Source organism: Pseudomonas sp. GD03944, from assembly GCF_029839275.1.
GTDB lineage: Bacteria > Pseudomonadota > Gammaproteobacteria > Pseudomonadales > Pseudomonadaceae > Aquipseudomonas.
Map to the genome: position 1 here is coordinate 674816 of NZ_JAOCAH010000001.1, position 26568 is coordinate 701383.

23 protein-coding genes, 1 tRNA gene and 2 riboswitches are annotated in these 26568 nt (G+C 62.1%); of the genes, 16 read left to right on the forward strand and 8 right to left on the reverse strand.

Features of this window, described 5'->3' with window-relative positions; genetic code table 11:
- Nucleotides 1–124 precede the first annotated feature (124 nt).
- Nucleotides 125–1009, forward strand: coding sequence for a 3-hydroxyisobutyrate dehydrogenase (mmsB, locus tag N5C28_RS03285; protein ID WP_279820040.1), 885 nt, complete (start codon nucleotides 125–127; stop codon nucleotides 1007–1009).
- Between the two features lie 3 nt (nucleotides 1010–1012).
- Here the strand turns inward: mmsB and N5C28_RS03290 are convergent, their stop codons facing one another.
- Together N5C28_RS03290 and N5C28_RS03295 are read right to left on the reverse strand one after the other, a co-directional pair.
- Nucleotides 1013–1258: a DUF1145 domain-containing protein gene (locus N5C28_RS03290; protein ID WP_279820043.1), complete on the reverse strand. Its 246-nt coding sequence runs from the start codon at nucleotides 1256–1258 to the stop codon at nucleotides 1013–1015.
- Between the two features lie 122 nt (nucleotides 1259–1380).
- Nucleotides 1381–3168: an alkyl sulfatase dimerization domain-containing protein gene (locus tag N5C28_RS03295; RefSeq protein WP_279820047.1), complete on the reverse strand. Its 1788-nt coding sequence runs from the start codon at nucleotides 3166–3168 to the stop codon at nucleotides 1381–1383.
- Between the two features lie 98 nt (nucleotides 3169–3266).
- Here N5C28_RS03295 and N5C28_RS03300 point away from each other — a divergent pair, with 98 nt between their 5' ends.
- Nucleotides 3267–4181: a LysR substrate-binding domain-containing protein gene (locus N5C28_RS03300; protein WP_279820050.1), complete on the forward strand. Its 915-nt coding sequence runs from the start codon at nucleotides 3267–3269 to the stop codon at nucleotides 4179–4181.
- 24 nt (nucleotides 4182–4205) lie between these two features.
- Here N5C28_RS03300 and N5C28_RS03305 read toward each other — a convergent pair whose 3' ends face one another.
- Nucleotides 4206–4652, reverse strand: coding sequence for a hypothetical protein (locus tag N5C28_RS03305; protein ID WP_279820055.1), 447 nt, complete (start codon nucleotides 4650–4652; stop codon nucleotides 4206–4208).
- A 267-nt stretch (nucleotides 4653–4919) separates the two neighbouring features.
- A riboswitch (guanidine-I (ykkC/yxkD leader) is annotated at nucleotides 4920–5020 on the forward strand.
- A 53-nt stretch (nucleotides 5021–5073) separates the two neighbouring features.
- On the opposite strand from N5C28_RS03305, the gene N5C28_RS03310 reads away from it, so the two are divergent.
- From N5C28_RS03310 to N5C28_RS03365, 12 genes are all read left to right on the forward strand, one after another.
- Nucleotides 5074–6141: a putative urea ABC transporter substrate-binding protein gene (locus N5C28_RS03310; RefSeq protein WP_279820060.1), complete on the forward strand. Its 1068-nt coding sequence runs from the start codon at nucleotides 5074–5076 to the stop codon at nucleotides 6139–6141.
- 187 nt (nucleotides 6142–6328) lie between these two features.
- A riboswitch (guanidine-I (ykkC/yxkD leader) is annotated at nucleotides 6329–6437 on the forward strand.
- Between the two features lie 66 nt (nucleotides 6438–6503).
- The gene (locus N5C28_RS03315; RefSeq protein ID WP_279820066.1) at nucleotides 6504–7571 is read left to right on the forward strand and encodes a putative urea ABC transporter substrate-binding protein; all 1068 of its coding nucleotides are present in this window, start codon (nucleotides 6504–6506) and stop codon (nucleotides 7569–7571) included.
- A 130-nt stretch (nucleotides 7572–7701) separates the two neighbouring features.
- Nucleotides 7702–8517, forward strand: a complete 816-nt coding sequence (locus N5C28_RS03320) for an ABC transporter permease (RefSeq protein WP_279820072.1) — start codon at nucleotides 7702–7704, stop codon at nucleotides 8515–8517.
- Nucleotides 8514–9344: an ABC transporter ATP-binding protein gene (locus N5C28_RS03325; RefSeq protein WP_279820074.1), complete on the forward strand. Its 831-nt coding sequence runs from the start codon at nucleotides 8514–8516 to the stop codon at nucleotides 9342–9344. Before N5C28_RS03320 ends, N5C28_RS03325 begins: the two co-directional genes overlap by 4 nt.
- Nucleotides 9341–10069: an urea amidolyase associated protein UAAP1 gene (locus N5C28_RS03330; RefSeq protein ID WP_279820075.1), complete on the forward strand. Its 729-nt coding sequence runs from the start codon at nucleotides 9341–9343 to the stop codon at nucleotides 10067–10069. The genes N5C28_RS03325 and N5C28_RS03330 overlap by 4 nt, the downstream gene beginning before the upstream one ends.
- Nucleotides 10070–10080: 11 nt before the next feature.
- The gene (locus tag N5C28_RS03335) at nucleotides 10081–10716 is read left to right on the forward strand and encodes an urea amidolyase associated protein UAAP2 (protein WP_279820077.1); all 636 of its coding nucleotides are present in this window, start codon (nucleotides 10081–10083) and stop codon (nucleotides 10714–10716) included.
- A 475-nt stretch (nucleotides 10717–11191) separates the two neighbouring features.
- On the forward strand, nucleotides 11192–14815 hold the full coding sequence (gene uca, locus N5C28_RS03340; RefSeq protein WP_279820081.1) for an urea carboxylase: 3624 nt from the start codon (nucleotides 11192–11194) through the stop codon (nucleotides 14813–14815).
- A 367-nt stretch (nucleotides 14816–15182) separates the two neighbouring features.
- Nucleotides 15183–16652 (forward strand): sensor domain-containing diguanylate cyclase, encoded by a 1470-nt coding sequence (locus N5C28_RS03345; protein WP_279820085.1) that lies wholly within the window; start codon nucleotides 15183–15185, stop codon nucleotides 16650–16652.
- Nucleotides 16652–16855 (forward strand): cysteine-rich CWC family protein, encoded by a 204-nt coding sequence (locus N5C28_RS03350; protein WP_279820088.1) that lies wholly within the window; start codon nucleotides 16652–16654, stop codon nucleotides 16853–16855. The genes N5C28_RS03345 and N5C28_RS03350 overlap by 1 nt, the downstream gene beginning before the upstream one ends.
- A 6-nt stretch (nucleotides 16856–16861) precedes the next feature.
- Nucleotides 16862–17554 (forward strand): pseudouridine synthase, encoded by a 693-nt coding sequence (locus N5C28_RS03355; protein WP_279820090.1) that lies wholly within the window; start codon nucleotides 16862–16864, stop codon nucleotides 17552–17554.
- Nucleotides 17555–17919: 365 nt separating this feature from the next.
- Nucleotides 17920–18807 carry an alpha/beta hydrolase gene (locus N5C28_RS03360; protein ID WP_279820092.1) on the forward strand — a complete coding sequence of 296 codons (888 nt, stop codon included), beginning with the start codon at nucleotides 17920–17922 and terminating at the stop codon, nucleotides 18805–18807.
- Between the two features lie 84 nt (nucleotides 18808–18891).
- Nucleotides 18892–18965 (forward strand) — tRNA-Gly (locus N5C28_RS03365).
- A gap of 191 nt (nucleotides 18966–19156) precedes the next feature.
- Here the strand turns inward: N5C28_RS03365 and N5C28_RS03370 are convergent.
- The 5 genes from N5C28_RS03370 to N5C28_RS03390 form a co-directional block, all read right to left on the reverse strand.
- On the reverse strand, nucleotides 19157–19987 hold the full coding sequence (locus tag N5C28_RS03370) for a hypothetical protein (protein WP_279820095.1): 831 nt from the start codon (nucleotides 19985–19987) through the stop codon (nucleotides 19157–19159).
- 301 nt (nucleotides 19988–20288) lie between these two features.
- Entirely contained in the window at nucleotides 20289–20636 is a 348-nt protein-coding gene (locus N5C28_RS03375; protein WP_279820097.1) for a demethoxyubiquinone hydroxylase family protein, read from the reverse strand.
- A gap of 154 nt (nucleotides 20637–20790) precedes the next feature.
- Nucleotides 20791–21342 carry a DUF4166 domain-containing protein gene (locus tag N5C28_RS03380; RefSeq protein ID WP_279820098.1) on the reverse strand — a complete coding sequence of 184 codons (552 nt, stop codon included), beginning with the start codon at nucleotides 21340–21342 and terminating at the stop codon, nucleotides 20791–20793.
- A gap of 111 nt (nucleotides 21343–21453) precedes the next feature.
- A complete protein-coding gene (locus N5C28_RS03385) occupies nucleotides 21454–21837 on the reverse strand; it encodes a hypothetical protein (protein WP_279820100.1) in 384 nt (127 codons plus the stop codon).
- Between the two features lie 449 nt (nucleotides 21838–22286).
- Nucleotides 22287–23585 carry an SIR2 family protein gene (locus tag N5C28_RS03390; RefSeq protein WP_279820102.1) on the reverse strand — a complete coding sequence of 433 codons (1299 nt, stop codon included), beginning with the start codon at nucleotides 23583–23585 and terminating at the stop codon, nucleotides 22287–22289.
- 362 nt (nucleotides 23586–23947) lie between these two features.
- Here N5C28_RS03390 and N5C28_RS03395 point away from each other — a divergent pair, with 362 nt between their 5' ends.
- On the forward strand, nucleotides 23948–25081 hold the full coding sequence (locus N5C28_RS03395) for a mechanosensitive ion channel family protein (protein WP_279820104.1): 1134 nt from the start codon (nucleotides 23948–23950) through the stop codon (nucleotides 25079–25081).
- Nucleotides 25082–25253: 172 nt separating this feature from the next.
- Nucleotides 25254–26078 (forward strand): DUF2971 domain-containing protein, encoded by an 825-nt coding sequence (locus N5C28_RS03400; RefSeq protein WP_279820107.1) that lies wholly within the window; start codon nucleotides 25254–25256, stop codon nucleotides 26076–26078.
- The last annotated feature ends 490 nt before the right edge of the window (nucleotides 26079–26568 follow it).

Sequence of the window (26568 nt, forward strand, 5' to 3'; positions counted from 1 at the left end):
CCGGGCGGCGCTCCGTTTCAGCGGCGATTGGTCAGTGGTTCCAGTCGCGGCTGAAGCCCCTCCCACAATTTGAACGGCAACCAAGGCGAACTGCCCACCTGGACTGATCACGAGGAGAACAACAATGACAACGATCGCGTTCATCGGCCTCGGCCACATGGGGCTGCCCATGGCCCGCAACCTGCTCAAGGCCGGCCATGAGCTGAAGGTATTCGACCTGGTGCAGAGCGCCATGCAGGAACTGGCCGCCGAAGGCGCGCAGGCGGCCAGCAGCGCCGAGGCTGCCGCCAAGGGCGCCCAGGTGGTGATCAGCATGCTGCCGGCCAGCCGCCATGTGGAAGGCCTTTACCTGGGTGACAAGGGCCTGCTCGCCGCCCTCGAACCCGGCACCCTGGTGCTGGAGTGCTCGACCATCGCCCCCGAGGTGGCGCGCAAGGTGCACCAGGCCGCCCAAGCCCGCGGCATCGAACTGCTCGACGCGCCGGTATCGGGCGGCACCGCCGGCGCGGCCGCCGGCACCCTGACCTTCATGATCGGCGGCACCGCCACCACCCTGGAAAAGGCCCGCCCGCTGTTCGGCCTGATGGGCAAGAACATCCTCCACGCCGGTGCCGCCGGCGCCGGCCAGGTGGCCAAGGTGTGCAACAACCAGGTGCTGGCGGTGCAGATGATCGCCACCGCCGAAGCCATGGCCATGGGCGTGGCCAACGGCCTGGACCCCAGCGTGCTGGCCGAGATCATGCGCCAGAGTTCGGGCGGCAACTGGACCCTGGAAAAGTACAACCCCTGGCCCGGGGTGATGGAAGCGGCGCCAGCCAGCAAGGGCTACAGCGGCGGTTTCATGGCCGAACTGATGGCCAAGGACCTGGGCCTGGCCCAGGAGGCCGCCCAGCACAGCGGCAGCAGCACCCCCATGGGCGCCCTGGCACTGCAGATCTACCGCCTGCTGCTCAAGCAGGGCAAGGGCAAGAAGGACTTCTCGGTGGTGCAGCAACTGTTCATCGAGTGAGGCTCAGCGCAGCGCCGGCAGGTGCAGCATGCCGAACAGCAGCACCTGCGTGCGCTCCCACCACGGGCTGGGCCGTGTATTGAGGCGCCGGGCGAGCAACGCCACTTCCGCCACATGGGCCAGCAGCACCAGGCCCGCCGCCCAGTTGACCCAGGCATTCAGCGGTGCGGCGAAGGGATAGAGCAGGTTGAGCAGCGCCACCAGCCAGAACATGGCCAGGGCGCCCTTGGCAAAGGACAGCAAGTGCATGGTTAACCCCCTGATCGGACACGGAAGGCTGCCGGTGCAACACCGGCCAGCCCATTCAGTGTGCCTATTCCACGCCAGGCGGTCGGCCGTACTTACGTTTGGAAGCGCGCCGCCCTCGCCACTCAACGCACCGTAAGCGCAATCGGCGCATCCTCGAAATCGAAGCTGCCGAGGAAGGTCTTGATGTCCAGCAGGTTGCCATCGACCTTCACATCCCCCAGTAGCGCACCCTTGAGCAGGCCGTTCTCGCCACTCATCACGGTATCCAGGTAGGCCTTGTCCAGGGTCAGCCGGAGCGAGGTGCCTTCCGGAATGCCCTCGTGCAACTGGACCACCCCACGGCGGATCTCCAGCGCCCACTCCTCGTCGATATCCGGGAAACGGAAGCCCAAGGTCAGGTTCACGTCCGCGCTCTTTTGCGGGTCGATGCGGGTCACCCAGTTATGCAGGAAGACCCGGGGCGGGAAATTCTTCAGCATATCCGCCGACAGGAAGGCACTGCGCATGGCCTGGGCCATCTGCCGCGCCTTGTCTTCGTCGAACTGCCCTTCCAGCTCCATGGCGCTCATCAGGTACCAGTTGCGCCAGTTGATGTTCATGCTGGCGTAGCCGAGCTTGCGGAACGCCCTCGCCTTGATCTGTCGCGCCAGCGGGTCGTCGGCATCCACGCGGATCGCGTAGCTGGCCAGCTCCGCCGCCCACTGGTTGTCGCCCTTGAGGTAGGCCTCGCCGGCGGCCATCAGCAGCTTGTCGCGGCCGCCCATCAGCGCCATCAGGCGCTTGGCCTTCTCCGCTGGCGGCAGCGGGTCGAGGTCCACCGGGTCGCCTTCGAACCAGCCCAGGTAGCCGGTGTAGATCTGCCGCACGCTGTGCTTCACCGTGCCGTAGTACTCGCGCAGGTACGGCGTGTAGCCCGCCAGGTGCGGCGGCAGCTGGACCTTCTCCACCAGCTCGTCCGGGGTCAGGCCCTTGTTCATCCAGCGCACGGTCTGGTCATGGATGTAGGCGATGCCGTCGCGGGTCATGCGCAGCACCTCTTCCACCTCCTTTTCACCACTCACCGGGCGCCCGTGCAGCGGCACCATGTGCTCGGCCTGGTAGGCGCGCATGCGGTCCAGGCTGTCGACCCACAGCACCGGGTCGCGGAACTTGGTGCCCCGCAGGGTGTGGATGTTCGGCAGCGTCGGCCCCTGCACCACCTCGGCGCTGATCAGCACGCGGTTGAGCGGCAGGTACAGGATGATCTCGTCCGGCGCCTCGCTCGGCACGTGCAGGAACTGCACGTCGAGCCCGGCAATACGGGTGTCGAGTTTGTCGCCGAAGGTCACGGTCGGGGCGATGAAGGTCGAGGCATCCGCCTTGGCCAGGGGTCCGATGCCGGCGTTCATGTGTTGCTGATCCGAGGCCGGCAGCCCGGCGCCGAAGCTGTAGCCCGAGCGCACCGAGAGGATCGGCCCGACCAGCGCGCCCTGGGCCACCACGTTGTCGAGCAGGCTTTCGTGGGCGTAAATCGCCACCTCGCCACTCTTGACCTGCTCTTCGCTGACGAAGGCCTTCACCCCGTTGATGTGGTCCGGGTGAAAGTGGGTGTAAACCACCGCCTTGACCGGCTTGTCGGTGATCTTGCGGAATTCCGCCATGATCCGCCGCGACTCGCTGACCGACTCGCCGGTGTCGACGATGATCAGGCCTTCCGGCGCCTCGATCATCACCACGTTGCCGAGTTGCCAGCCCACCGCCGAATAGACGTTGTCGGCCACCTTATAAAGGGTCTGGGCGAAATGCTGGGTGTGGGCCGCCAGCTCGGCGTTGATCGACGGTTCGATCCGCTCCGCGGGCAGTTCGGCCTGGACGGCCAGGGGCAGTGCAGCGGCCAGGCACAGCTGGCTGAAACGGGACAGGGAGCGCATGGGCGTCCTCGATTGTTGTTGTAAAGGCACTGGCAGCCTGACAAAGGCCCTTGCATAATGCCAATGCATTCCAAACCAACAATCGATGCGGAACACGCATGAACGACCTGCGCCAGCTACGCCATTTCGTCGCCCTTGCCGAGCACGGCCACTTCGCCCGCGCCGCCGAAGCCGTCAACCTCAGCCAGCCGGCCCTGAGCCGCAGCGTGCAGGCCCTGGAGGCCAATCTCGACTGCCGCCTGCTGGACCGCCACAGCCGTGGTATCAGCCTCACCGCCCATGGCCGCCTGGTGCTGGAACACGCCCAGCGCCTGCTGGCCGGCAGCCGGGCGCTGAAGAACGCGGTAAGCCAGCTGGGCAACCTGGAGGCAGGCGAACTGCGCCTGGGCGCTGGCCCCTACCCCGCCGCGCGCCTGGTGCCCCGCGCCCTGGGCAGCCTGGCCCAGCGTTACCCGCGGGTGCGGGTGCACCTGCGCATCGACAACTGGCTGGAGCTGCGCGACAGCCTGCTGGACGACGCCCTCGAGCTGTTCGTCGCCGACACCCGGGAGTTCCAGGACGACCCGCTGCTGCACATCGAACCCCTGCACCAGCACCCCGGCGTGCTGTTCTGCCGGCCGGGGCATCCGTTGCTGCAACGCACGAAGTTGCGCCTGCGCGACCTGCTCGACTACCCCCTGGCCGGCACCCAGCTGCCACTCCAGGTGGAGCAGAGCCTGATCGCCGCCAGCGGACGCGAGCAGCCGCTGAGCATCCAGTGCGACAACTTCATGGTGCTGAAAACCCTGGTCGGCGACAGCGACGTGCTGAGCATGGCGCCCTGGGACGTGGTGGCCACCGACATCGAAGCCGGCCGCCTGGCCCGCCTGCCGCTCGAAGCGGGCGCGCTGAACCAGCAGTCCGCCTACGGCCTGGTGAGCCGCGCCGGACACAGCCTGTCGCCGGCGGCGCTGGCCATGTGCGAGGCCATCCGCGAGGAAGATAGCGGGTTCGATGCAAAACGCCACGCCTGAAGGCGTGGCGTGCGGGCGGGCGAGCTAGCGGTGGTAGCGGTGCTGCGGGGAGCTGTTGATCAGGCCCCGGGGCACGTTGTTCGGCGTGCGCTCGCGCGGCTGGTAATGGCGGCCATTCCAGCCCGGACGCGGCTGGGCCGACCGGTAGTCGTGGCGGCGATGGTCGTCACGGCGCTCGTAGCGACGGTCGTTGTAATAGCGCGGCGGAGGGGGCGGCGCGTAGCGGCGCTGGTCGTAATAGGGACGGTTGTCGTAGTAGCGGCGATCGTCGCGGTACCGGTCGTAGCGGCGGTCGTGGTAGCTGTTGAAACGCGGCTCCACGTACACCGGATGGCGCTGCACCTGGCTACCGCCGCTGTAGTAGCCACGGTCGTAGCTGCGGTAGTAATCCCGTTCATAACTGTCGCCGTACACCGCGCAACCGGTCATCGACAGGCCCAGCACTGCAAAAAGCATGGATTTGAATGACATGGCGGCCTCCTTCGACCGCTGGAACAACGCCGACCGCAGTCGGACCCCGGGATCGCTCCCTGCAGCATCTGACAACGCCACCCCGCTTCCGGTGCGCCGCAGCTGGTCGGCTTATTCGATGACAAATTATTTCCTCGATGAGCCCGGGGACGCCTGTGACGCAATGCACAGTTCAGTCAGTACCCTGCATACAAGCGCCGACCTGGCACGCCATTCGCTTCGCCGATACGCAGGAAAGCCCGTTACGGCGGGTCGCGGTAGCACATCACAATGGCCGACTAGGGTTCCGGCTCGCCTGGCGAGCGCTGGTCCGAGAGTCGGCGACCTCAGGTCATGGGGTTACACGGCGGGATAAAAGCCCGGGAGAACGCGCAGCACGGCTGCCCGCTTTCCTGTACCCGTTCATTGACCCGAGGTTGCCATGCCACCGATCCCCCGTCTTTTGTCCTCCGGCCTGCTCGCCCTGCTGCTGGCCTTCCCCCTGGGCGCCAGCGCCGAACCGAAAACCTTCAAGCTGTGCTGGTCGATCTTCGCCGGCTGGATGCCCTGGGGCTATGCTGCCGACGAAGGCATCGTGAAGAAGTGGGCCGACAAGTACGGCATCCGCATCGAGGTCACGGAGGTGCCGGACTACGTGGCCTCCATCGAGCAATACACCGCCGGCCAGTACGATGCCTGCAGCATGACCAACATGGATGCCCTGACCATCCCCGCCGCCGCGGGCGTGGACAGCACCGCGCTGATCATCGGCGACTTCTCCAACGGCGCCGACGGTGTGCTGCTGCGCGGCGGCAACCAGAAGGTGCAGGACCTCAAGGGCAAGACCGTGCTGCTGGTGGAAAACTCGGTGTCGCACTACCTGCTCAGCCGTGCCCTGGAATGGGCCATGCTCAAGCCCGAGGACGTGAAGGTGCAGCACGTCTCCGACCTGGAAATCGCCGACGCCTTCCTCAAGGGCCAGGGCGATGCGGTGATCACCTGGAACCCGATTCTGTCCAGCATCAAGAACAAGACCACCGTGTCCCAGGTGTTCACCTCCAACCTGATTCCCGGCGAGATCATCGACCTCACCGTGGTCAACAGCAAGACGCTGGCCGCCCACCCCGAGCTGGGCAAGGCGCTGACCGGCGCCTGGTTCGAAACCCAGCGCCTGATGGGCATGCCCACCGAAGCGGGCCGCGCCGCGCGGGCCAAGATGGCCCAGGCCGCCGGCACCAGCGAAGCGGACTTCGCCGAACAGCTGAACACCCTGCGCTCGTTCTATTCGCCGCGCTACGCCCTGGCCTTCGCCCGGGAAAACCGCATGCCCGAGCGCATGCAGCGGGTGGTGCAGTTCGCCGACGGCCAGGGCCTGCTCGGCACCTCCGGCAGCGGCCTGGATAACCTGGGCATCTCGTTCAGCGGCGAGCGCACCCTGGGCAACCCGGACCGGGTCATGCTGCGCTTCGACGACACCTACATGCAGATGGCCGCAGACCGTCAGCTCTGAGCGAACGCCCCAGGAAGCAGCACGCACCGCGCCACGCGCACTATCTCGGCGCAGCCCGAGGTGCGCCGCGCAGCGCGACCTGGCGCAAAGGCCCGGCCTGAGGCGTCCGGGCCACCTGGCACGATGTTCGCTATGCCATAGGTGTGCAGGAACAACCCGCTGTGGCGGGATCGCGGCACGACAATTTGCAATAGCCGACTAGGGTTCCGGCCCGCCGATCGACGATCGACGGGTGACTGGTCCGAGAGTTGGCGACCTCCTTCGAGGTTACACGGCGGGACAAAAGCCCGGGAGAACGCGCCCCAGTGATGGGGATACCGCCGCGCACTCCTGCCCGCCCTTTCTCGAACTGGAGGTTCCTTATGCGTACGCCCCGTCTGTTCTCCGTTCTCGCTGCCGGCCTCGCCGCCGCCATCAGCTTCAACAGCCACGCCGCCCAGAAAGACAGCTTCAGCGTCTGCTGGACCATCTACGCCGGCTGGATGCCCTGGGAATACGGCGCCGCCGAAGGCATCGTCGACAAGTGGGCGAAGAAGTACGGCATTTCCATCGACGTGGTGCAGCTCAACGACTACGTCGAGTCGATCAACCAGTACAGCGCCGGCCAGTTCGATGGCTGCACCATGACCAACATGGACGCCCTGACCATTCCCGCCGCCGGTGGCATCGACTCCACCGCGCTGATCATCGGCGACTTCTCCAACGGCAACGACGGCATCGTCATCAAGGGCGAGAAAAAGACCCTGGGCGACCTCAAGGGCCAACCGGTCAACCTGGTCGAGCTGTCCGTGTCGCACTACCTGCTCGCCCGTGGCCTGGAGAAGGCCGGCCTGAGCGAAAAAGACCTGAGCGTGGTCAACACCTCCGACGCCGACATGGTCGCCGCCTTCGCCACCCAGGACGTGCAGGCCGTGACCACCTGGAACCCGCTGCTGGCGGAAATCGAAGCCACCCCGGGCGTGACTAAGGTCTTCGACTCCAGCCAGATCCCGGGCGAGATCATCGACCTGATGGTGGTCAACAGCGACACCCTCAAGGACAACCCGGCCTTCGGCAAGGCGCTGACCGGTGCCTGGTACGAAATCATGGCCACCATGAGCGCCGACAACGCCGCCGGCAAGGCCGCCCGCGAGCACATGGCCAAGGCCTCCGGCACCGACCTGGCCGGCTATGAAGCACAGCTGGCCGCCACCCGCATGTTCTACACCGCCAAGGACGCCGTGGCCTTCGCCACCAGCCCGAAACTGCCGGACACCATGGGCAAGGTCGCTAGCTTCTCCTTCGACCACGGCCTGCTCGGCGAGGGTGCCCAGAGCAGCGAAGCCATCGGCATGAGCTTCGCCAACGACGTGGTCACCGGCGACAGCGGCAACCTCAAGCTGCGCTTCGACCCGAGCTACATGCAGATGGCGGCCGACGGCACGCTTTAAAACGGTACCTCGTAGGGTGGGCCGGGGCGCGTGGCTGACGCGTTCCCCATCCACTACCTCGCACTCCCATGGTGGATGAAAAAAGCGTCAGCTACGCGCCCCGATCCACCCTACGTTCGACGAGATAACCATGCGCCTGATCAACCGCCACCCCGACCGCAGCAGCAAACTGATGCTGGTGTTGCTGCCCTTCGCCCTGCTGCTGTTCGCCTACTTCACCAGTTCGGCGCAGCGCCTGGCGGAGAACCCCAACGACAAGCTGCTGCCCAGCGCGGCGCAGATGGTCGCGGCGGTCGATCGGCTGGCCTTCACCGAAGACAAGCGCACCGGCAACTACCTGTTCTGGCAGGACAGCGCCTCCAGCCTGAAACGCCTCGGCATCGGTCTGGGCATAGCGGCGCTGCTGGGCCTGTGCCTGGGCATCGCCGCCGGCACCCTGCCGCTGTTCAGTGCACCGCTGTCGCCGCTGCTGACCGTGCTGTCGATGGTGCCGCCGCTGGCGATCCTGCCGATCCTGTTCATCGTCTTCGGCCTGGGCGAGCTGTCCAAGGTGATGCTGATCGTCATCGGCATCACCCCCTGCATCGCCCGCGACCTGGAACAGCGCGCCCGGGAAATACCCCGGGAACTGCTGATCAAGGCCCAGACCCTCGGCGCCAGCACCTGGACCCTGATCCTGCGCGTGGTACTGCCACAACTGATGCCACGCCTGCTGATCTCCCTGCGGCTAATGCTCGGCTCGGCCTGGCTGTTCCTGATCGCCGCCGAGGCCATCGCCTCTACCGACGGTCTGGGCTATCGGATCTTCCTGGTGCGCCGCTACATGGCCATGGACGTGATCCTGCCCTACGTGCTGTGGATCACCCTGCTCGCCTGGCTGATAGACCTGGGCCTGCGCCAGACCATCCGCCTGTGCTTCCCCTGGTACGAAGGAGCCAAGGCATGAGCTCGCTGAAGAACACGTCGAACCCCTTCATCCAGGTCAACAACGTCTGGCAGGAATACGGCGACCAGGTCGTGCTGGAGCGCCTCAACCTGTCCATCGCCGAGGGTGAGTTCTGCACCCTGGTCGGTGCCTCTGGGTGTGGCAAGTCGACCTTCCTGCGCCTGCTGCTGGGCCAGGAGCGCGCCAGCCGGGGCGAAATCCTGCTGGCTGGCCAGCCCCTGGCCGCCGAACCGGACGCCAGCCGCGGTGTGGTGTTCCAGCGCTACTCGGTGTTCCCGCACCTGAGCGTGCTGGACAACGTCGCCATCGGCCTGGAGCTGCCGCGCTCACCGCTGCTCGGTCGGCTGTTCGGCGCCGGCAAGCGCGAGGCACGGGAGCAGGCAGCGCAGATGCTGACCAAGGTCGGCCTCGGCCATGCCCTGGACAAATACCCCAGCCAGCTGTCCGGCGGCATGCAGCAACGCCTGGCGATCGCCCAGGCACTGATCATGAAGCCCAGGGTGTTGTTGCTCGACGAACCCTTCGGCGCCCTCGACCCTGGCATCCGCAAGGACATGCACGAACTGCTGCTGGGCCTGTGGCGCGAAACCCGCCTGACCGTGTTCATGGTCACCCATGACCTCAGCGAAGGCTTCAGCCTGGGCACCCGCCTGCTGGTATTCGACAAGTCGCGCATCGATCCGCACGCGCCCAATGCCTTCGGCGCGCGCATCACCTACGACATTCCCCTGAACAGCGACCGCCGCACCACCCGTGCCGCCGTCGACGCGCTGCCGGCGCACATCGCCGGCACCCTGCAACCTGCCGTCCAAGGAGCCTCTGCATGACTGCCTCGCTCACCCTGCGCCCCAGCCTGTACGACGAAGTCGTGCCCGGCGGTGGCCATACCTCCTTCGTCCTCAAGCGCGGGCAACTGCTGCGCATCACCGACCTCGAAGGCGGCGCCAACGTCAGCCTGCTGCTGCTCAATGCGGCGGAGAAAAGCGAGCGGCTGAACCTGCCCGACTCGCTGAAATGCCAGCACACCGCCAAGCTCACCGCCGGCCACTGCCTGTACTCGGACATGGGCCGCGTGCTGGCCGCCATCACCGCCGATACCTGCGGCTGGCACGACAGCTTCGGCGGCGTACTGAACGCCGATGAGGTGCAGGAGAAATACGGCGCGGGCCGCTACCAGGAACGGCGCAACGGCTTCTTCCGCAACGGCGTGGACAACCTGCTGGTGGAAATGGGCAAGTGGAACCTCAACCTGCAGGACCTGCTGATGTGCCTGAACCTGTTCAGCAAGGTCACGGTGGACAGCGACGGCTGCTTCCATTTCCAGCCGGGCAACAGCCAGGCCGGCGACTACGTCGAGCTGTACGCACCGATGGACACCCTGGTGGTGCTCACCGCCCTGCAGCACCCGATGGACCCGGCCCCCGAATACTCCCCCAAGCCGGTGCAACTGAGCTGGAGCAGCGTCGCCAACGACGGCATCAGCGTGCTCTGCCGCACCTCGCGTGCCGAAAACGGCCGCGGCTTCCACAACACCGAACGCCTGTACATCTGAGGGCCGCCACCATGTACCTGACCCAGAGCGAGAAACACCCGGAAGCCGCCGTCTATCGCGCCACCATCCCGGCCGGCGAGCCGTTCATGACCGAGGTCAAGGCCGGCCAGACCCTGCGCCTGCTCGACCTCGAAGGCAACCAGGCGGTCGACACCCTGTTCTACAACGCGCGCAACCCGCGCGAGCGCTACGACGTGCAGCGCACCCTGCGCAAACAGAACCGCGTCTACCTCACCACCGGCTCGGTGCTGTACTCCAACCTCGGCCAGCCGATGCTGACCATCAGCGCGGACACCTGCGGCCGCCACGACACCCTCGGCGGCGCCTGCGCCCAGGAAAGCAACACCGTGCGCTACGCCCTCGAGACCCGTTACATGCACAGCTGCCGCGACAACTTCCTGCGCGCCAGCCTGCACGACGGCCGCCTGAACAAGGCCGACATCAGCGCCAACATCAACTTCTTCATGAACGTGCCGGTCACCCCGGAAGGCGGCCTGACCTTCGAAGACGGCATCTCCGCCGCCGGCAAGTACGTCGAGCTGGTCGCGCACATGGACATCATCGTGCTGATCTCCAACTGCCCGCAGCTCAACAACCCCTGCAACGGCTACAACCCGACCCCGGCGGAGGTGCTGGTATGGGACTGACTCATCGCTTGCGCCGGTGGCTGTACGCCCTGTGCCAGAGCCGCTCCGGCCAGTGCCTGGAGCGTAAAGATCACCCGTAGGGTGGATGTCGCTTTTTACATCCACCAGCCGTGCCCGCAGAACCAGACGGTGGAAAACGCTTCGCGGTTTTCCACCCTACGGCGGGAGCCAAACCGTAGGGTGGATGACGCTCTTTTCATCCACCCGCTGTTCCCGCAGGACCTGGCGGTGGAAAACGCTTCGCGGTTTTCCACCCTACGCGCGGGAGCCAGACCGTAGGGTGGATGACGCTCTTTTCCTCCACCAGCCGTGCCCACAGGACCTGGCGGTGGAAAACGCTTCGCGGTTTTCCACCGTACGGGCGGGAGCCGGACCGTAGGGTGGATGACCGCTACACACCTATTTCCCACCACGGACGACCGTGGTGCAGACCCAATACCGGCGGGACGGCCCGCCTCCTTCGAGGACACCTCGAATGTTCAACACACTGCTGATCGCCAACCGTGGCGCCATTGCCTGCCGCATCTTGCGTACCCTGCGTGCCCTCGACGTCAACGGGGTCGCGGTCTACTCCGAAGCCGACGCCGCCAGCCTGCACATCCAGGAGGCCGACCAGGCCCTGAGCCTCGGCGACGGCCCGGCCGCGCAGACCTACCTGGTGGTGGACAAGATCCTCGCCGCCGCCAAGGCCAGCGGCGCCCAGGCGATCCACCCGGGCTACGGCTTCCTCTCGGAAAACGCCGCCTTCGCCGAAGCCTGCGAAGCGGCCGGCATCGCCTTCGTCGGCCCGACGCCGGAGCAACTGCGGGTGTTCGGCCTCAAGCACACCGCCCGTGCGCTGGCCCAGCGCCACGGCGTGCCGATGCTCGAAGGCACCGAGCTACTGGAAAACCTCAACGCGGCCCTGCTCGCCGGTGACCAGGTCGGCTACCCGGTGATGCTCAAGAGCACCGCCGGCGGTGGTGGTATCGGCATGCGCGTGTGCCGCTCGGCCGAGGAGCTGAGCGAGGCCTTCGAGGCGGTGAAGCGCTTGGGGCAGAACAACTTCAGCGACAGCGGTGTGTTCATCGAGAAATACATCCAGCGCGCCCGCCACCTGGAAGTGCAGGTGTTCGGCGACGGCCAGGGTGACGTACTGGCCCTAGGCGTGCGCGACTGCTCGGTGCAGCGGCGCAACCAGAAGGTGCTGGAAGAAACCCCGGCGCCGAACCTACCGGCCGGTATGGCCGAGGAACTGTGCGCCGCCGCGATCAAGCTGGCCAAAGCGGTCAACTACCGCAGCGCCGGCACCGTGGAATTCGTCTTCGACAGCGACGCCCAGCAGTTCTACTTCCTGGAAGTGAACACCCGCCTGCAGGTCGAACACGGCGTCACCGAACAGGTGTGGGGCGTGGACCTGGTGCGCTGGATGATCGAACTGGCCGCCGGTGACCTGCCGCCGCTCAGCGAGCTGGCCCAGGGCCTGAAACCCAGCGGCCATGCGGTGCAGGCGCGCCTCTATGCCGAAGACCCGGGCCGCGACTTCCAGCCCTGCCCCGGCCTGCTCACCGCCGTGCAGTTTCCGCCGGCGGACGGCAAGGCCCTGCGTATCGACAGCTGGGTCGAGGCCGGCTGCGAAATCCCCCCGTACTTCGACCCGATGATCGCCAAGGTCATCACCTGGGCGCCGACCCGCGACCAGGCCAGCGCCGCCCTCAGCCAGGCCCTGGCCGACACCGTGCTGTACGGCGTGGAAAGCAACCGCGACTACCTGCGGCAGATCATCGGCGACGCGCCCTTCGCCAGCGGCGCACCCTGGACCCGCTGCCTGGAAGACCTGGTATATAACGCTACGACCTTCGACGTGCTCAGCGCCGGCACCCAGACCACCGTGCAGGACGTGCCCGGCCGCATCGGCTACTGGGCAGTCGGCGTACCGCCCTCCGGCCCCATGGACAGCCGCGCCCTGCGCCTAGGCAACCAGCTGCTCGGCAACGACGAGCGCGCCGCTGCCCTGGAAGTCACCATGAGCGGCCCGGTCCTGCGCTTCAACACCGACGCGGTGGTGGCCGTCACCGGCGCGCCGATTCCGGTCAGCCTGGACGGCGTCGAACAGCCGCTGAACACCAGCCTGCTGATCAGCGCCGGCAGCACCCTGAGCCTGGGCACCATTCAGGGCGCCGGTGCGCGCAGCTACCTGTGCCTGCGCGGCGGCGTGCAGGTGCCGGACTACCTGGGCAGCAAAAGCACCTTCACCCTTGGCCAGTTCGGCGGCCACGGCGGCCGCGCCCTGCGCGCCGGCGACGTGCTGCACATCCCGGCCCTGAGCGACCGCCAGGCGGGTGACAGCCTGCCCGAGGCGCTGTGCACGCCGCTGCCGGCGGTGCGCGACATCCGCGTGATCTACGGCCCCCATGGCGCGCCGGAATACTTCACCCCGGCCTACATCGAGACCTTCTTCGCCACCGACTGGGAAGTGCACTTCAACTCCAGCCGCACCGGCGTGCGCCTGATCGGGCCCAAGCCCGAATGGGTGCGCGACAGCGGCGGCGAGGCCGGCCTGCACCCCTCGAACATCCACGACAACCCCTACGCCATCGGCGCGGTGGACTTCACCGGCGACATGCCGGTGATCCTCGGCCCGGACGGCCCGAGTCTGGGCGGCTTCGTCTGCCCGGTGACCATCATCGAAGCCGACCTCTGGCAGCTCGGCCAGCTCAAGGCCGGCGACAAGGTGCGCTTCCACCCGGTGGATATCGCCACGGCGAGAGAGCTGGCACAAAGCCTCGCCGCTACCTGTAGGAGCCGGCTTGCCGGCGATCAACCTTCTGCCCAGATCGCCCGCAAGCGGGCTCCTACAGAAACGCTGACCTCCCCCATCGTCCTCGACATCGGCCAGGACGACACCCGCCTGGTGGCGCGCCTCTCCGGCGACACCCACCTGCTGCTGGAAATCGGCGCCCCCGAGCTGGACTTGGTACTGCGCTTCCGGGGTCATGCCCTGATGCAGGCCCTGGAAGCCAAGCAGCTCGACGGGGTGATCGACCTCACCCCGGGCATCCGCTCCCTGCAAGTGCACTACCAGCCGGAAACCCTGCCCCTGCAGCGCCTGCTCGAGATCGTCGCCGGCGAGTGGGACGCCGTGTGCGCTGCGCAGGACCTCAAGGTGCCGTCGCGCATCGTGCACCTGCCGCTGTCCTGGGACGATCCGGCCTGTCAGTTGGCCATCGACAAGTACATGACCACCGTGCGCAAGGACGCCCCCTGGTGCCCGAGCAACCTGGAGTTCATCCGCCGCATCAATGACCTGCCGAATCTGGACGAGGTCTACCGCACGGTGTTCGACGCCAGCTACCTGGTCATGGGCCTGGGCGACGTTTACCTCGGTGCACCGGTGGCCACGCCGCTGGACCCGCGCCACCGCCTGGTCACCACCAAGTACAACCCGGCCCGCACCTGGACCGCCGAGAACTCGGTGGGCATCGGCGGCGCCTACATGTGCGTGTACGGCATGGAAGGCCCCGGCGGCTACCAGTTCGTCGGCCGTACCCTGCAGATGTGGAACCGCTACCGCGACGTCGCCGCGTTCGACGGCAAGCCGTGGCTGCTGCGCTTCTTCGACCAGATCCGCTTCTACCCGGTGACGGCGGACGAACTGCTGCGCATCCGCCGCGACTTCCCCCTGGGTCGCTTCGATCTGCGCATCGAGCACAGCGAACTGGCCCTGGCCGATTACCAGGCCTTTCTCGACAAGGAGGCCGAGGGCATCGACGCCTTCCGCCAGCAGCAACGCGCGGCCTTCGACGCCGAGCGCCAGCGCTGGATCGCCTCCGGCCAGGCACACTTCGAGAGCGAGGAAGCCCCGGTCGAGCTGGGCGAAGACGCGGCCCTGGCCGCCGGCGAGCACAGCATCGACAGCCACATCGCCGGCAACCTCTGGCAGGTGCAGGTCGACGTGGGCGACCGCGTGCAGGCTGGCGACGTGCTGGTAATCCTGGAGTCGATGAAGATGGAAATCCCCCTCACCGCCCCGCGCGATGGGGTCATCAAGGACGTGCGCGTGCAACCCGGCTCACCGGTGCGCGCCGGCCAACGGGTGGTGGTGCTGGAAGAGGCCTGACGTCCCCTCAAAAACTCGCCGCCAAAGCGCCTCCCACAAAAGAAGGACCGCATGCCCCTTGTGGGAGGGGCTTTAGCCGCGACGGAACACTGCCGATCCCACCGTCAGATCATCTGCCTCTCTGGAGGTAGGGCTGAGCAATGATCTGGTGGTAGTGCTGAAGGAAGACAGATACCCCAAAAGCTCGCCGCTGAAGCGCCTCCCACAAAAGAAGAATCGCAGGCGCCCTGTGGGAGGGGCTTTAGCCGCGACGGCCTCCCGGCCCGAATGCATCGCGCAATACACAGCCCCCGGCTGTGATCACAACTGGCGCTTTCCCCACTCGGCACGCTAGCATCACGCCATTCGCCCGGTCCCGGATTCACCCATGTCCCTGCGCCCCAAACGGCACATGCAAACCTCGCTGGTGTTACTGCTCCTGTTCCTCCTGGGCAGCGGTTTTCTGACCACGTCGCTGCTGAGCTACTACGCCTCGCGCGACAGCATTCGGCAGAACATCGTCAACACCGAGCTGCCGTTGACCTCGGACACCATCTATTCCGAGATCCAGAAAGACCTGATCCGCCCCACCCAGATCGCCTCGATGATGTCGCGCGACACCTTCCTGCGTGACTGGGCGCTGGCCGGCGAGCAGAACCCGGAACCCGTCACCCGCTACCTGCGTGAAATCCAGGACCACTACGGCACCTTCACCGCCTTCTTCATTTCCGAAACCACCCGCACCTACTACCAGGCCAAGGGCGTGCTCAAGGAGGTGCAGGAAGGAGAACCGCGCGACGCCTGGTACTTCCGCGTGCGCAACATGGACGAACCCTACGAAATCAGCGTCGACCCGGACATGGCCAACGCGGACCGGCTGACTTTCTTCATCAACTTCAAGGTGTTCGACTACCAGGAACGCTTCATCGGCGTGGCCGGTGTCGGCCTTACCGTGGATGCCGTGGTCAAGCTGGTGGACGACTACCAGAAGCGCTACGACCGCAACATCTTCTTCACCGACCGCCACGGCAACCTGGTGCTGACCGGTGCCGAAGGCGGCCCCATGGGTGCCCGGCGTGGCCAGCACCTGAGCGACGTGCCCGATATGGAAAAGCTGCTGGCCGTGCTGCCGCAGCCCAAGAGCGGCAACTACCGCTACGACGAACACCAGCGCAACCACTTCCTCAACGTGCGCTACATCCCCGAACTCGAGTGGTTCCTGTTCGTCGACAAGCATGAAGAAGGGGCGCTGGCCGGCGTCCGCCACAGCCTGTACCTCAACCTGTTGATCTGCCTGCTGGTCACCGTCATCGTGCTGACCCTGGTCAGCCTGGTGATCCGTCGCTATCAACAGCGTATCGCCGCCCTGGCGACCACCGACAGCCTGACCGACCTGCCCAACCGCCGCGGCTTCGAGCTGCACATGGAGCAGGCCCTGCAGGAGGCGCAGCGCGACAGCAGCCCGCTGTGCGCGGTGCTGCTGGACCTGGACAACTTCAAGCAGATCAACGACCGGCACGGCCACCTGGCCGGCGACGAGGTGCTGCGCCGCTTCGCCGAGAATCTGCGCGGCACGCTGCGCCAGTCCGACATCCTCTGCCGCTGGGGTGGCGAGGAATTCATCCTGCTGCTCAAGAACACCGACCGTCACGCCGCCCATGAGCTGGCCGAAAAACTGCGTCAGCACTGTGCCGGACAGCGCTATTCGGTGGGCGGTGAAGCGCTGCAGGTCACCGTCAGTGCCGGCCTCAGCCAGTGGCAGTCGGGCGAAGGCCTGCATGACCTGCTCGGCCGCACCGACCGTGCCCTGTACCGGGCCAAGCAGGCCGGGCGCGACCGCGTCTGCGAAGAACACTGATGGACACCCTGCACTGCCCCCTGTGTGGCAACAGCAACCAGTGCAGCGTGGCAGCCGGCCGCGACGACGAGCCCTGCTGGTGTTTCACTGCACGCATCGACCCCGCTGCCCTCGAACGCCTCACGCCCGAACAACGCGACCAGGCCTGCCTGTGCCCGCGCTGCGCGGGCGTGGTCGCAGAGTCCGGCGACACGGTGGACTGAACGGCGATGCGCCTGGACCGTTTTATCAGCAACTTCCCCCGTTTCAACCGCCAGGACAGCCGCCTGCTGGTCAGCGCCGGGCGCGTGCGGGTGGACGGCGCAATCGTGCGCGACGGGCGCCACGAGGTGCGCAGCTTCCAGCGCGTCGAACTGGACGACGAACTGCTGCAGGCCGGCCACAGCGCCCAGTACTGGATGCTGCACAAGCCGGTCGGCGTGGTCAGCGCCACCGAGCACGACGAACACCGTACCGTGCTCGACCTGCTGGATGTGTCGGACAAAGGCGACCTGCACCTGGCCGGGCGCCTCGACCTCAACACCAGCGGCCTGCTGCTGATCACCAACGACGGCCAATGGTCGCGGCGCATCACCCAGCCGCAGCAGCGCAAGCCCAAGGTCTACCTCGTCACCACCGAACAACCGATCACCGATGAGTACGCCGAGGTGTTCGCCCGTGGCCTGTATTTCGCCTTCGAAGACCTCACCACCCTGCCCGCGCAGCTCCAGCTGCTCGGCAGCCACAGCGCCCGCCTGACCCTCTTCGAGGGCCGCTACCACCAGGTCAAGCGCATGTTCGGCCACTTCCGCAATCGCGTGGTCGCCCTGCACCGGGAAAGCATGGGCGAGATCATCCTCGACCCCGCCCTGCAGCCTGGCGAGTACCGGGCGCTGACCGCCGACGAAATCGCCAGCGTCTAGAAACCGACCAGCGGTCAGCCATTCAGCGAGAAAGATGTGACTCACTCTTGCGGAGCGCAAAGGCGGCTGCTTAACTCGACTCACAAGGACTAGAAGTGACCAGACGGTCACTATCGACATCCAACCGCGCCACCCGATTTCCGGCACGCTGTGCCAATGGATTCCTGCCTGGAAAAACACCCCGCATTCCGCCTTCACGAGGCCGGGAGCGTCGTGTCGTTTCAATCCTAAACCGTTGAAAAATAAATAATTATAAAAATCTCCGCCTGACATCAGCGTGTCATGTCCGGGCGTTTTCCTGTCTGTCTGAATCCTGCGAACGGCACCCCGTTCGCCTCGTCCTACTTGCGCCAGGAGGAAACGACATGAGGCCAGCAACCGCAGTCGTCGAGATCAAAGGGAAATACAACGTACACACGGAGTTCTACGGCAACCCGGCAGCAAGCAAGACCATCATCCTGGTCAACGGCTCCCTGGCCACCACCGCCTCCTTCGCGCAGACGGTCAAGTACCTGCAGCCGCAGTTCAACGTGGTGGCCTTCGACCTGCCCTACGCCGGCCAGTCCAAGGCGCACAACCGCGACTTCACGCCCATCACCAAGGAAGACGAGGCGGCGATCCTGCTCAGCCTCATCGACCACTACGGCGCCAACTACCTGATGTCCTTCTCCTGGGGCGGTGTGGCCTCCATGCTCGCCCTGGCTCAGCGCCCGTCGACGCTGGAGAAGGCGGCAATCTGCTCCTTCTCGCCGATCCTCAACGTGCCGATGCTCGATTACCTGCACAAGGGCCTGCGCTTCCTCAACGCGGTGGACCGCGACAACATCGCCCTGCTGGTCAACAGCACCATCGGCAAGCACCTGCCGTCGCTGTTCAAGCGCTTCAACCACAAGCACGTCAGCACCCTGGACGAGCACGAGTACCGGCAGATGTACGCGCACATCAAACAGATACTCAACATGGAAGCGCACTGCCGCATGGAATGCCTGCAGGCCATCGACGTACCGGTGCTGTTCGTCAACGGCGAGCGCGACGAATACACCTCGGTGGAAGACGCCTGCCTGTTCGCCCAGCACATCGAGCAGTGCCAGTTCTCGGTGATCGACAACGCCGGCCACTTCCTCGACATGGAACACAAGGCCGCCTGGCTGCAGAGCCAGCGCGTGCTGCTGGACTTCTTCAACGCCCCGACCAAACGCCTGCACAAACCCGGCACGGGTGACCTGCGCGACCTGCAGGCCATGGCGGTATGACAGCGGCCCGTCGCGAAACGAATGTGGCGGCACAGCGTTTGGCGCTTCATTTCCGCAGCAGGTTCCGGTATAAAGGCACCCGCTGCGGGTGTCGTATAATGGTAATACCCTAGCTTCCCAAGCTAGAGCCGTGGGTTCGATTCCCATCACCCGCTCCAGCTCTCAACAAAAAAGCCCCGTCAGTGATGACGGGGCTTTTTCGTTTCTGGGGGTTGGGAGGGTTTTGGCCGCAAAGGTTTGAACCGGAAAAGATGGCGCTTTGCGATCAGGTAGAAAAGGCGTTAGACAGGAAAATAAATCTGCCCTCTTTTTCCTCAAACGGTTTAACCACTTGTTAGGAATTTGCGGGCTATGGAAAGGCAATCTTCCCAGCCTCAGCTAGGAGGATAGTTTGAGGTGCATAGTAATGACTTATGTGATGATTTTGAGGGGAGATTTCTACCCAAGCGCTTAACATGTCCTTACCGCCCTGCATTTTCCCGAAAAGCTCACAGAAAAACTCACTAAACCCGCTACCATTTCGATCAAACGTGAATACTATATTTGCTGTTTTAGGACCTGGAAGTATTGCTGCGTTCTGGATAGAGGCTGCATCATTCGGGGAGGCAAGTACGACAATTGCTGCATTCGTGAGTTGAACTATCTGGCGAACTCCAGAGGAGGCAACACCTTTAATAGTTCCATCCTCATTTAGATGGGCATAAACGAAGAGTATTTCTGCACTCGGAATTTGGTGATCAGGCACGGTAACTGATTTGAAAAATAGCGGTGATAGAGCTGTCGCATCTTCAGATAAAATGGCGCTAAGATCAGCGCCGGAAAGGTTGGCGAAGCCTATTGTTAGTGGGATTTTTGCATGCACAGCTGTTAGATTTTTTTTGCTCAAGCGATAAATTAAGTGCTGATGAATGGCCCGAAGGTGTTCCGATTTTAAATAGACCGTTTTTTCTATTCGCGCCGATAGCATGGACGCGAGGCCAAGTGCTCCGCCAATTAACCCCAGGAAAATGATAACTTTAGATTGGCCGCCCATGATTTTTATAGAAACACCTGCTAACAGCGCAACCCAGCACAGAACAGCCAAGCTGATTTTTAGATATTTTAGTATTCGAAGGCGTCTCCCTACTGAAATAGTATTTGATACAAACTTTTCAAAAAACACATCCGACTCTGATGGCAAAGAATTATTCCTTATGTGTCAATTGCATAGAGCAGCTGAAATCCTATTTTTCACGCGCCATGCGAAAGCGCGCTTATTGCTTAACTAATTAGGCTGTCGCATAACGCCCATTGAAGTACCTGGTAACACTCTTAGCCATGCAGCAGGCCCTTGATTTGCAAAGAAGTAATAATGAGAAACGCGATTCAGGTAGACAGATAACAACATGGATGCCCACGCCTGTTCTCCTTTCATTCCCTAGCGTTTGCATAAGAGCCGGCTCCAGCCCGTGCCAGCGAGCGAAGCGAACGACCTATAAGCTTTACAGTAGCGATGCGATATTTTTAGCCGCGTAAGCTCCAGCCTTAGCGATAGTCTGTACAGGCTTATATAAAGCGTAGTCGCTGCCAGCTAGTCGCTCCCCTGAGTCTTGGTGTTGTTTTTCTTCTTGCTGTATTGCGCGTAGCAATTCACATACATGAGGCTCCCCCTTGAACTTCTTCAGCACCACATCAATTTCAAGGTTCACGACCTCCTCAATTGCGGACGTACTTGCGCCAATTGCTTTGATTCCTAGCAAACCAATTAAGGCACCGTAAATCAGACCCGCAAAGAAAAACAATCTATATGCAAGACACGGGCGTGCACTTCTGCTTACGAGAAGGCTCATGAAAATAAAGTATGGTCTTTTTCATGAAAACGCATATTGTCCAGATCAGGGATGGATGATCTAAAAAAATACCTGGCAACGCATTTATGCCCCCTGTAGACACCAGTGGCTCCTACCTCACATGCATGCTTTACCCTTAATTCTCTATCAAGGCTCACTGAGGTTTCTCCAGTTCCAACAACCCTTCATAGGAGACCAAGGGACCAATTATTGGCAAGGAAAATTCGACATGAAAACGGTACAGATCATCGGCAATCGTCTTATATGCATCCGTATGTGGCATCAGCCATTTTGGAACTGGCATACCGAGAAAGCGAACACTTAAACAACGCCAGTACCAACCACCATCGACAACATCCACCGTCAATTTCATTTCTAGAGGCCCGGTTGACTCAAGCCAATAGCCAGACTCTATATTTCCGACGGCCTTGAACAGTGAGGTAACCGGGGTTTGATTGTTGAATGACCGCTTCCAAAACAACCCGTCAATGTCATGAGAAATAGTGATTCTTAACTGGTGTGTGCCAGGCCCAGGGAAGCGCATTTTTTTAGCCAGCCTACGTCCGATCAGTCCAGCCATTCCCGTCCCAAAAGATATGCGGACGTCGCCGGATAGTTGGCCGCCTCCCACATGCAATTCCTGAAGCAGGGGGTGGAGATTATTAAATTGTTCCCCAAACCAACTCTTGACTACATCAGCGTGCATTTTTGGCCTATAGGGTTAGTGCTTGGTTGAGAGGGAGCTTAGTCGGCACCTGCGAACAGAAGCGCAGGGAACCACAAGCGCAGCTTGTGGCCGCCCCTCTCGACGGCAGGGTTAGACGTTTTTGCTGGCTTCATAACTGGCGAATGGGCCGACAAACGAGAAGCCACTATCAAGCTCGCTGACCACCTGGGATTGCTTAGGAAAGTGTTGCTCGAAATCTACCCAAGCTTCCTTCACGAAGGCATCCCACTTGCGAGGATCAAGCTCATGAATTTTTCCATCGGAGATATCGACGAACTCGAACCCTTGAGACGTGAGCTTTGAAACCGCTGCGAAAGCCGCAGCCTCATGATCTGCTGCGGCGACGAATACTGGAACGTGCGCTCCGACCAAATTTTGAGGCATCTCTTTATTGCTGCCGCGCAAGACATGCAGAGTGAGCCTAAAGAGCTTGGCATTGCTGGATGGTTGTTTGGATTTGAACAGTCCAAGCATGATGATTTAAACGCCCAACAGTGATTAGATAGTCTTCCGCACTAATCCAATAGCATAGAAGGCGGTATAACTACGAAAAATATCGATCTAAAAAATCAAAAAAAGCTATTTTCAAAAAATCACAAAGCAACTCATGAGCCAAAGCGTATTAGTTTGACTTCCACATTCCACGCTCTCACTACTACTAAACAGATATACACGGGACGCTAGGTATCGCGCAAGACAGACAAAGCAACGTGTCGAAAACACTGCAAGAGATAGCGGAAAAATGCCGCCGTGTGCAGCCTGCAAGGCTAGGAAAGTCGGTTGTTGCGGATCACAGCAAGGGGCCGGAAAGCGTTCAATTCCCATCACCTGCTCACCACTTAGGGTTCTGACGAAGAAAGAGGATGCTTTAGAGCATTCAAGAAGGTGCTAGACAGGAAAATAAATCAGCCTCCTTTCTCAGCTCAGTCAATAGAATCGACGATCAGCTGAGCCTCAGACCCAACCGCTTGACCCGTGACGTACTCTCGAATCATCGCTCGGTTGGCTGCACTGATAGAGGCCCAGCCGCTGAGCCATAACTTGTAGGCTTGCCAAGAGTAACCAAGACGCTTCTCCTTGCTCATAGTAACCATGGAGCGTCTCACCGCCTTCAAGTAGATGTCCCTGATCGAGCTATTGCCGACCTCGAAAACAGTACCCAAATGAATGAGCCAACTCGCAAGGTGATCGTACTGCTCCCAAGCCCCTGCCTCTAAAGTGAAGCCTCGCTTGCGCTCCAAGAAATCACCAATGACCTCCACCACACGTGGGTCTTTCAGGCTAAATCCCTTCGCTGGCAACGAGGCGATGACACGGAAGAATGAATCCTCCAGTTTTATGTAGGTGTCTGTGAAACGCATCCCTTTTTCGATGACATTCGATATCGACCTCAATGACTTCTCAGCAACATCGGAAGCCAAACGGGCGCTCCGATTCAGCTGGGTGAAAAATTCCTTGACCTCCAAACCGTCCACCACCCGGATGCCGAAGCTATGGAAATAGAAATCTTTAACTATTTGATCAACCTTTCTTCTAGACACAAAAAATAAGTTAGACCCTATAACATGGTTATTCGCAAAAGCTTTGTAGTCATTGATTATTCGCTTTAGATTAGTATCGCCCAAGGAATACCCAATAATAACCACCGTATTTTCGTGCAAGATAGTGCTCAATTTCCTTGAAAAATATGAGTCGCTGCCCATGAAACGAAAATAATCATCGGATGTCACCACCATATTCTCCGGCGAATCAATTGATCCGTGAACGTGGTAAACCTTTATGGGTGCAGAGGAACGCGGTATCGGCCTGCCAGGAGCAATGCTTTGAACCCTGTCGATTCCAGCCAACGCCTCAGACAATTTATCGTAATTCGTTGTAACGACCCTAAAGGCATATTTCTGATAAAACTTCTCAACCTCATCGATATCACCCTTAACGGAAAGACATTCGATAATATCCTTAATTTTGGTTTTGATATTTTCGTTGTGTCGACTCAACCTAAGCTCAATTACTTGAGCAGCCTCTTCAAGGCTCAGAGGCTTGTCGCCCTTGGATGGGAACAAAGCGACTTTTAAGTCAGCACCCTCTGGCAAGTCGTCGCACACTTCCTCAAGTAAATCCTGCCATCCTGGCGCTTCTTGGTCTGAAATTGCTTTAGAAAATCCTGTTCCGGTGAATAGGCACAGGCGCTGTGTCGCGGCGGCATAGGCGATCTCAAACATGCTGCTGTCCAAACTCAAACCTTTTTCCTCGATCTGAAAATCTTTGATGGATGACTCCGAGATTCAGAAAATGTCGGACGATGACATCACCCCCGAAGATGCAAACTCAGAATGCTAGCATTTAGCCATCCTGGCAAGAAGAGCTAGCGTTTAACTCTATTTGCCATACAACCATCCGTGGTTCTGGCCAATAAGGGCTCGACTTTCCACCACCCAGCCCTGTATCCAATCAAAGCACCACTTACCGCTGCGCTTTTTCACTACTGCGGTTTGATCCTCCCCGACCACTCACCCATTCCCCGGAACTTCTCACCCCCAACGCCCACAGAAAACTATGCGTCTTTTTCTGGAGGCCCCTGGCAATGGAACAATGGAATATCTGGCTTGACCGCGATCTCTGGCTCGGTATCGGGATCGTGCTGGTCGCCACAGCGGTGATCTACACCGTCCTGCGTACCGTGGTGAGTACCCTGCACAAGCGCCTGCTGGCCTGGTCGAAGGGCCAGGAGAGCAACTGGCCGCACTTCCTGGCGATGGTGATCGGGCGCACCAGCCGGCTGTTGCTGCTGGCGTTTTCCCTGTTGCTGGCGCTGCGCCTGCCGGAGTTGCCTGGCAACTGGCAGAGCGCCCTGAGCCACACCTGGTTCGTGGCGCTGGCCCTGCAGATCGCGCTGTGGGTCGATGCCGGTGTGCGCCTGTGGTCGCGCAGCCTGGTGACGGGCAAGAACGGTGGCAGTTTCAACCCGGTGATGACCACCATCGTCAGCATCATGGTACTGATCGTGGTGTGGTCGGTGATGCTGCTGTCGATTCTCGCCAACCTGGGCGTGGACATCACCGCCCTGGTCGCCAGCCTGGGGGTCGGCGGTATTGCCGTGGCGCTGGCGGTGCAGACGGTGCTCAGCGACGTGTTCGCCTCGCTGTCGATCGGCGTCGACAAGCCCTTCGAGATCGGCGACTTCGTGGTGTTCGGCGAGGTGGCCGGCAGCATCGAGCATATCGGCCTGAAGACCACGCGCATCCGCAGCCTCAGCGGCGAGCAAGTGGTGTGCGCCAACGCCGATCTGCTCAAGCAGGTCGTACACAACTACAAGCGCATGAACACCCGACGCATCGTCTTCAAGTTCGGCATCAACTTCGACACCCCGAGCGACAAGGTGCGCCAGGTGTCGGAGAAGGTCGGCGACATCATTCGCGCCACGCCGAACACCCGCTTCGACCGCGCGCACTTCCTCGGTTTCGACGAGAGTCAGCTGACCTTCGAGGTGGTGTATATCGTGCAGGGTTCGGACTACAACCAGTACATGGACATCCAGCAGGAGATCAACCTGCAGCTGCTCGATGCCCTGCGCGAGCTGGATGTACGGTTCGCCATGCCGCGCCGTGACCTGCGCCTGGTGGGTGACCGGATGCCGGAACTCAGGGTCGCCGGCGTGCCGCAGCCGGTTGAACAAGAAGGCCGGGAAGCCAACCAGCGGCTGCCGAGGTTCAACTGAGCGCAGACACGACCGGCGCAGCGCCCTTCTCTCTGAGCGCAACAAGGAACCCCGCAGAGAGCAGGGTTTGGCAGCCGTCGAAAGCGCGCACTTTCCCCACGCTCCGGCTGACCGCAAAATAGGCATGCCCGCTCCCTAGGCGGGCCTCGCCACCACCGATCAAAGGACTGCCGTGGAGCTCTTTCATTACACCGACACCCACGGCCTGATGGGCATCATCAACGCCCGGGCGCTGTGGGCAACCGACATCAACTTCCTGAACGACTCGAATGAGTTCCATGCCGGGATCAAGACCCTCACCGCCTTCTGCAAGCACCAGGCGTTGAGAACGGCGCAAAGCGCTGACCCGGTGATGCAGGCCGCCACTAGGCTCTATGAAATCCTTCCGGGCATCATCCAGAGCAACTTGACCAACCGCGACCTGTACATCACCTCGTTTTCCAGCCAGGGCGACAGCCTTCGGCAGTGGATGTCCTACTCCCCGCAGAACGCGGGGTATTGCCTGGTGTTCGACAGTGAGCGGCTGCTGATTCCAAGCGCACGCGCCAACGCACTCAGACTCCGGTGCCGGGTGGAGGACGTCGACTATGGCATGGGCCAATTCGGACGCCTCGCCTCCCCCGAGGTACTCATCGAAGCCATCGAGAAAAAGATGAAGGTGGAGGGGGCGCTCGATAAGCTGACGCTCGAAATCGCCAACACGCTCATGTTCCACTGCTGCGCGATCAAGAACGGCGAATTCTCCGATGAGCGCGAAACCCGGCTGGTCATCCAGTCGACGATGGAACGGGACCATCAGACGCGCCACCGGGCGCGATCCGGCGTGATCATTCCCTATATCGAATACCCCATCGAGCCGAGCTGGATAAAGAAGATCATCATCGGCCCGAACATCAACATGCCGCTGGCGCGAAGGGGCCTGGCCGATTTCCTGACAAAGAACGCGCTGGATCCGGCCATTATCGAAGAAAGCGTCTGCTCGCTGCGGGCCTTTTAGACCAGGGCCCGTTTCGGGGAAACGGGCCTTCCCAGCTGGCACCAAATGCTTACCCGCCGGATTTCGATGGCGGAGCATTGCCTCGACCACTGCCGGATTGATTACCGGTGGTGCTCGGCCAATTACCGCCTGTCCCGGGGTGGCTGGAGGGCCCGCGAGCCCCTCCACCGCTACCGGATTTACTTCCACCACTGCCTTTTGAACTGCCGCTGCCCTTGGCCATGGCGTTGCCCTCCACTGTTGATGTCACACCCGGTAGGTATAGCGCACAGCACGCATGCCTATCCGGCAGGTTTCGTCTCATGCCTGCAGTGCCCCAACCGTTTCACGACTGAAACACCCGCCCACCACGCCTGCCCTCGAACCTGACCTCAAAAAGCCATCACTCCCTTCGCCGCAGCCCTTCAACCACGGGGCTTATAGCGAGGTATTTCAGAATGTGACAATCCGATAAACGGTCTGTAGCCGCGCGCTGCCATGCCGAAATAAC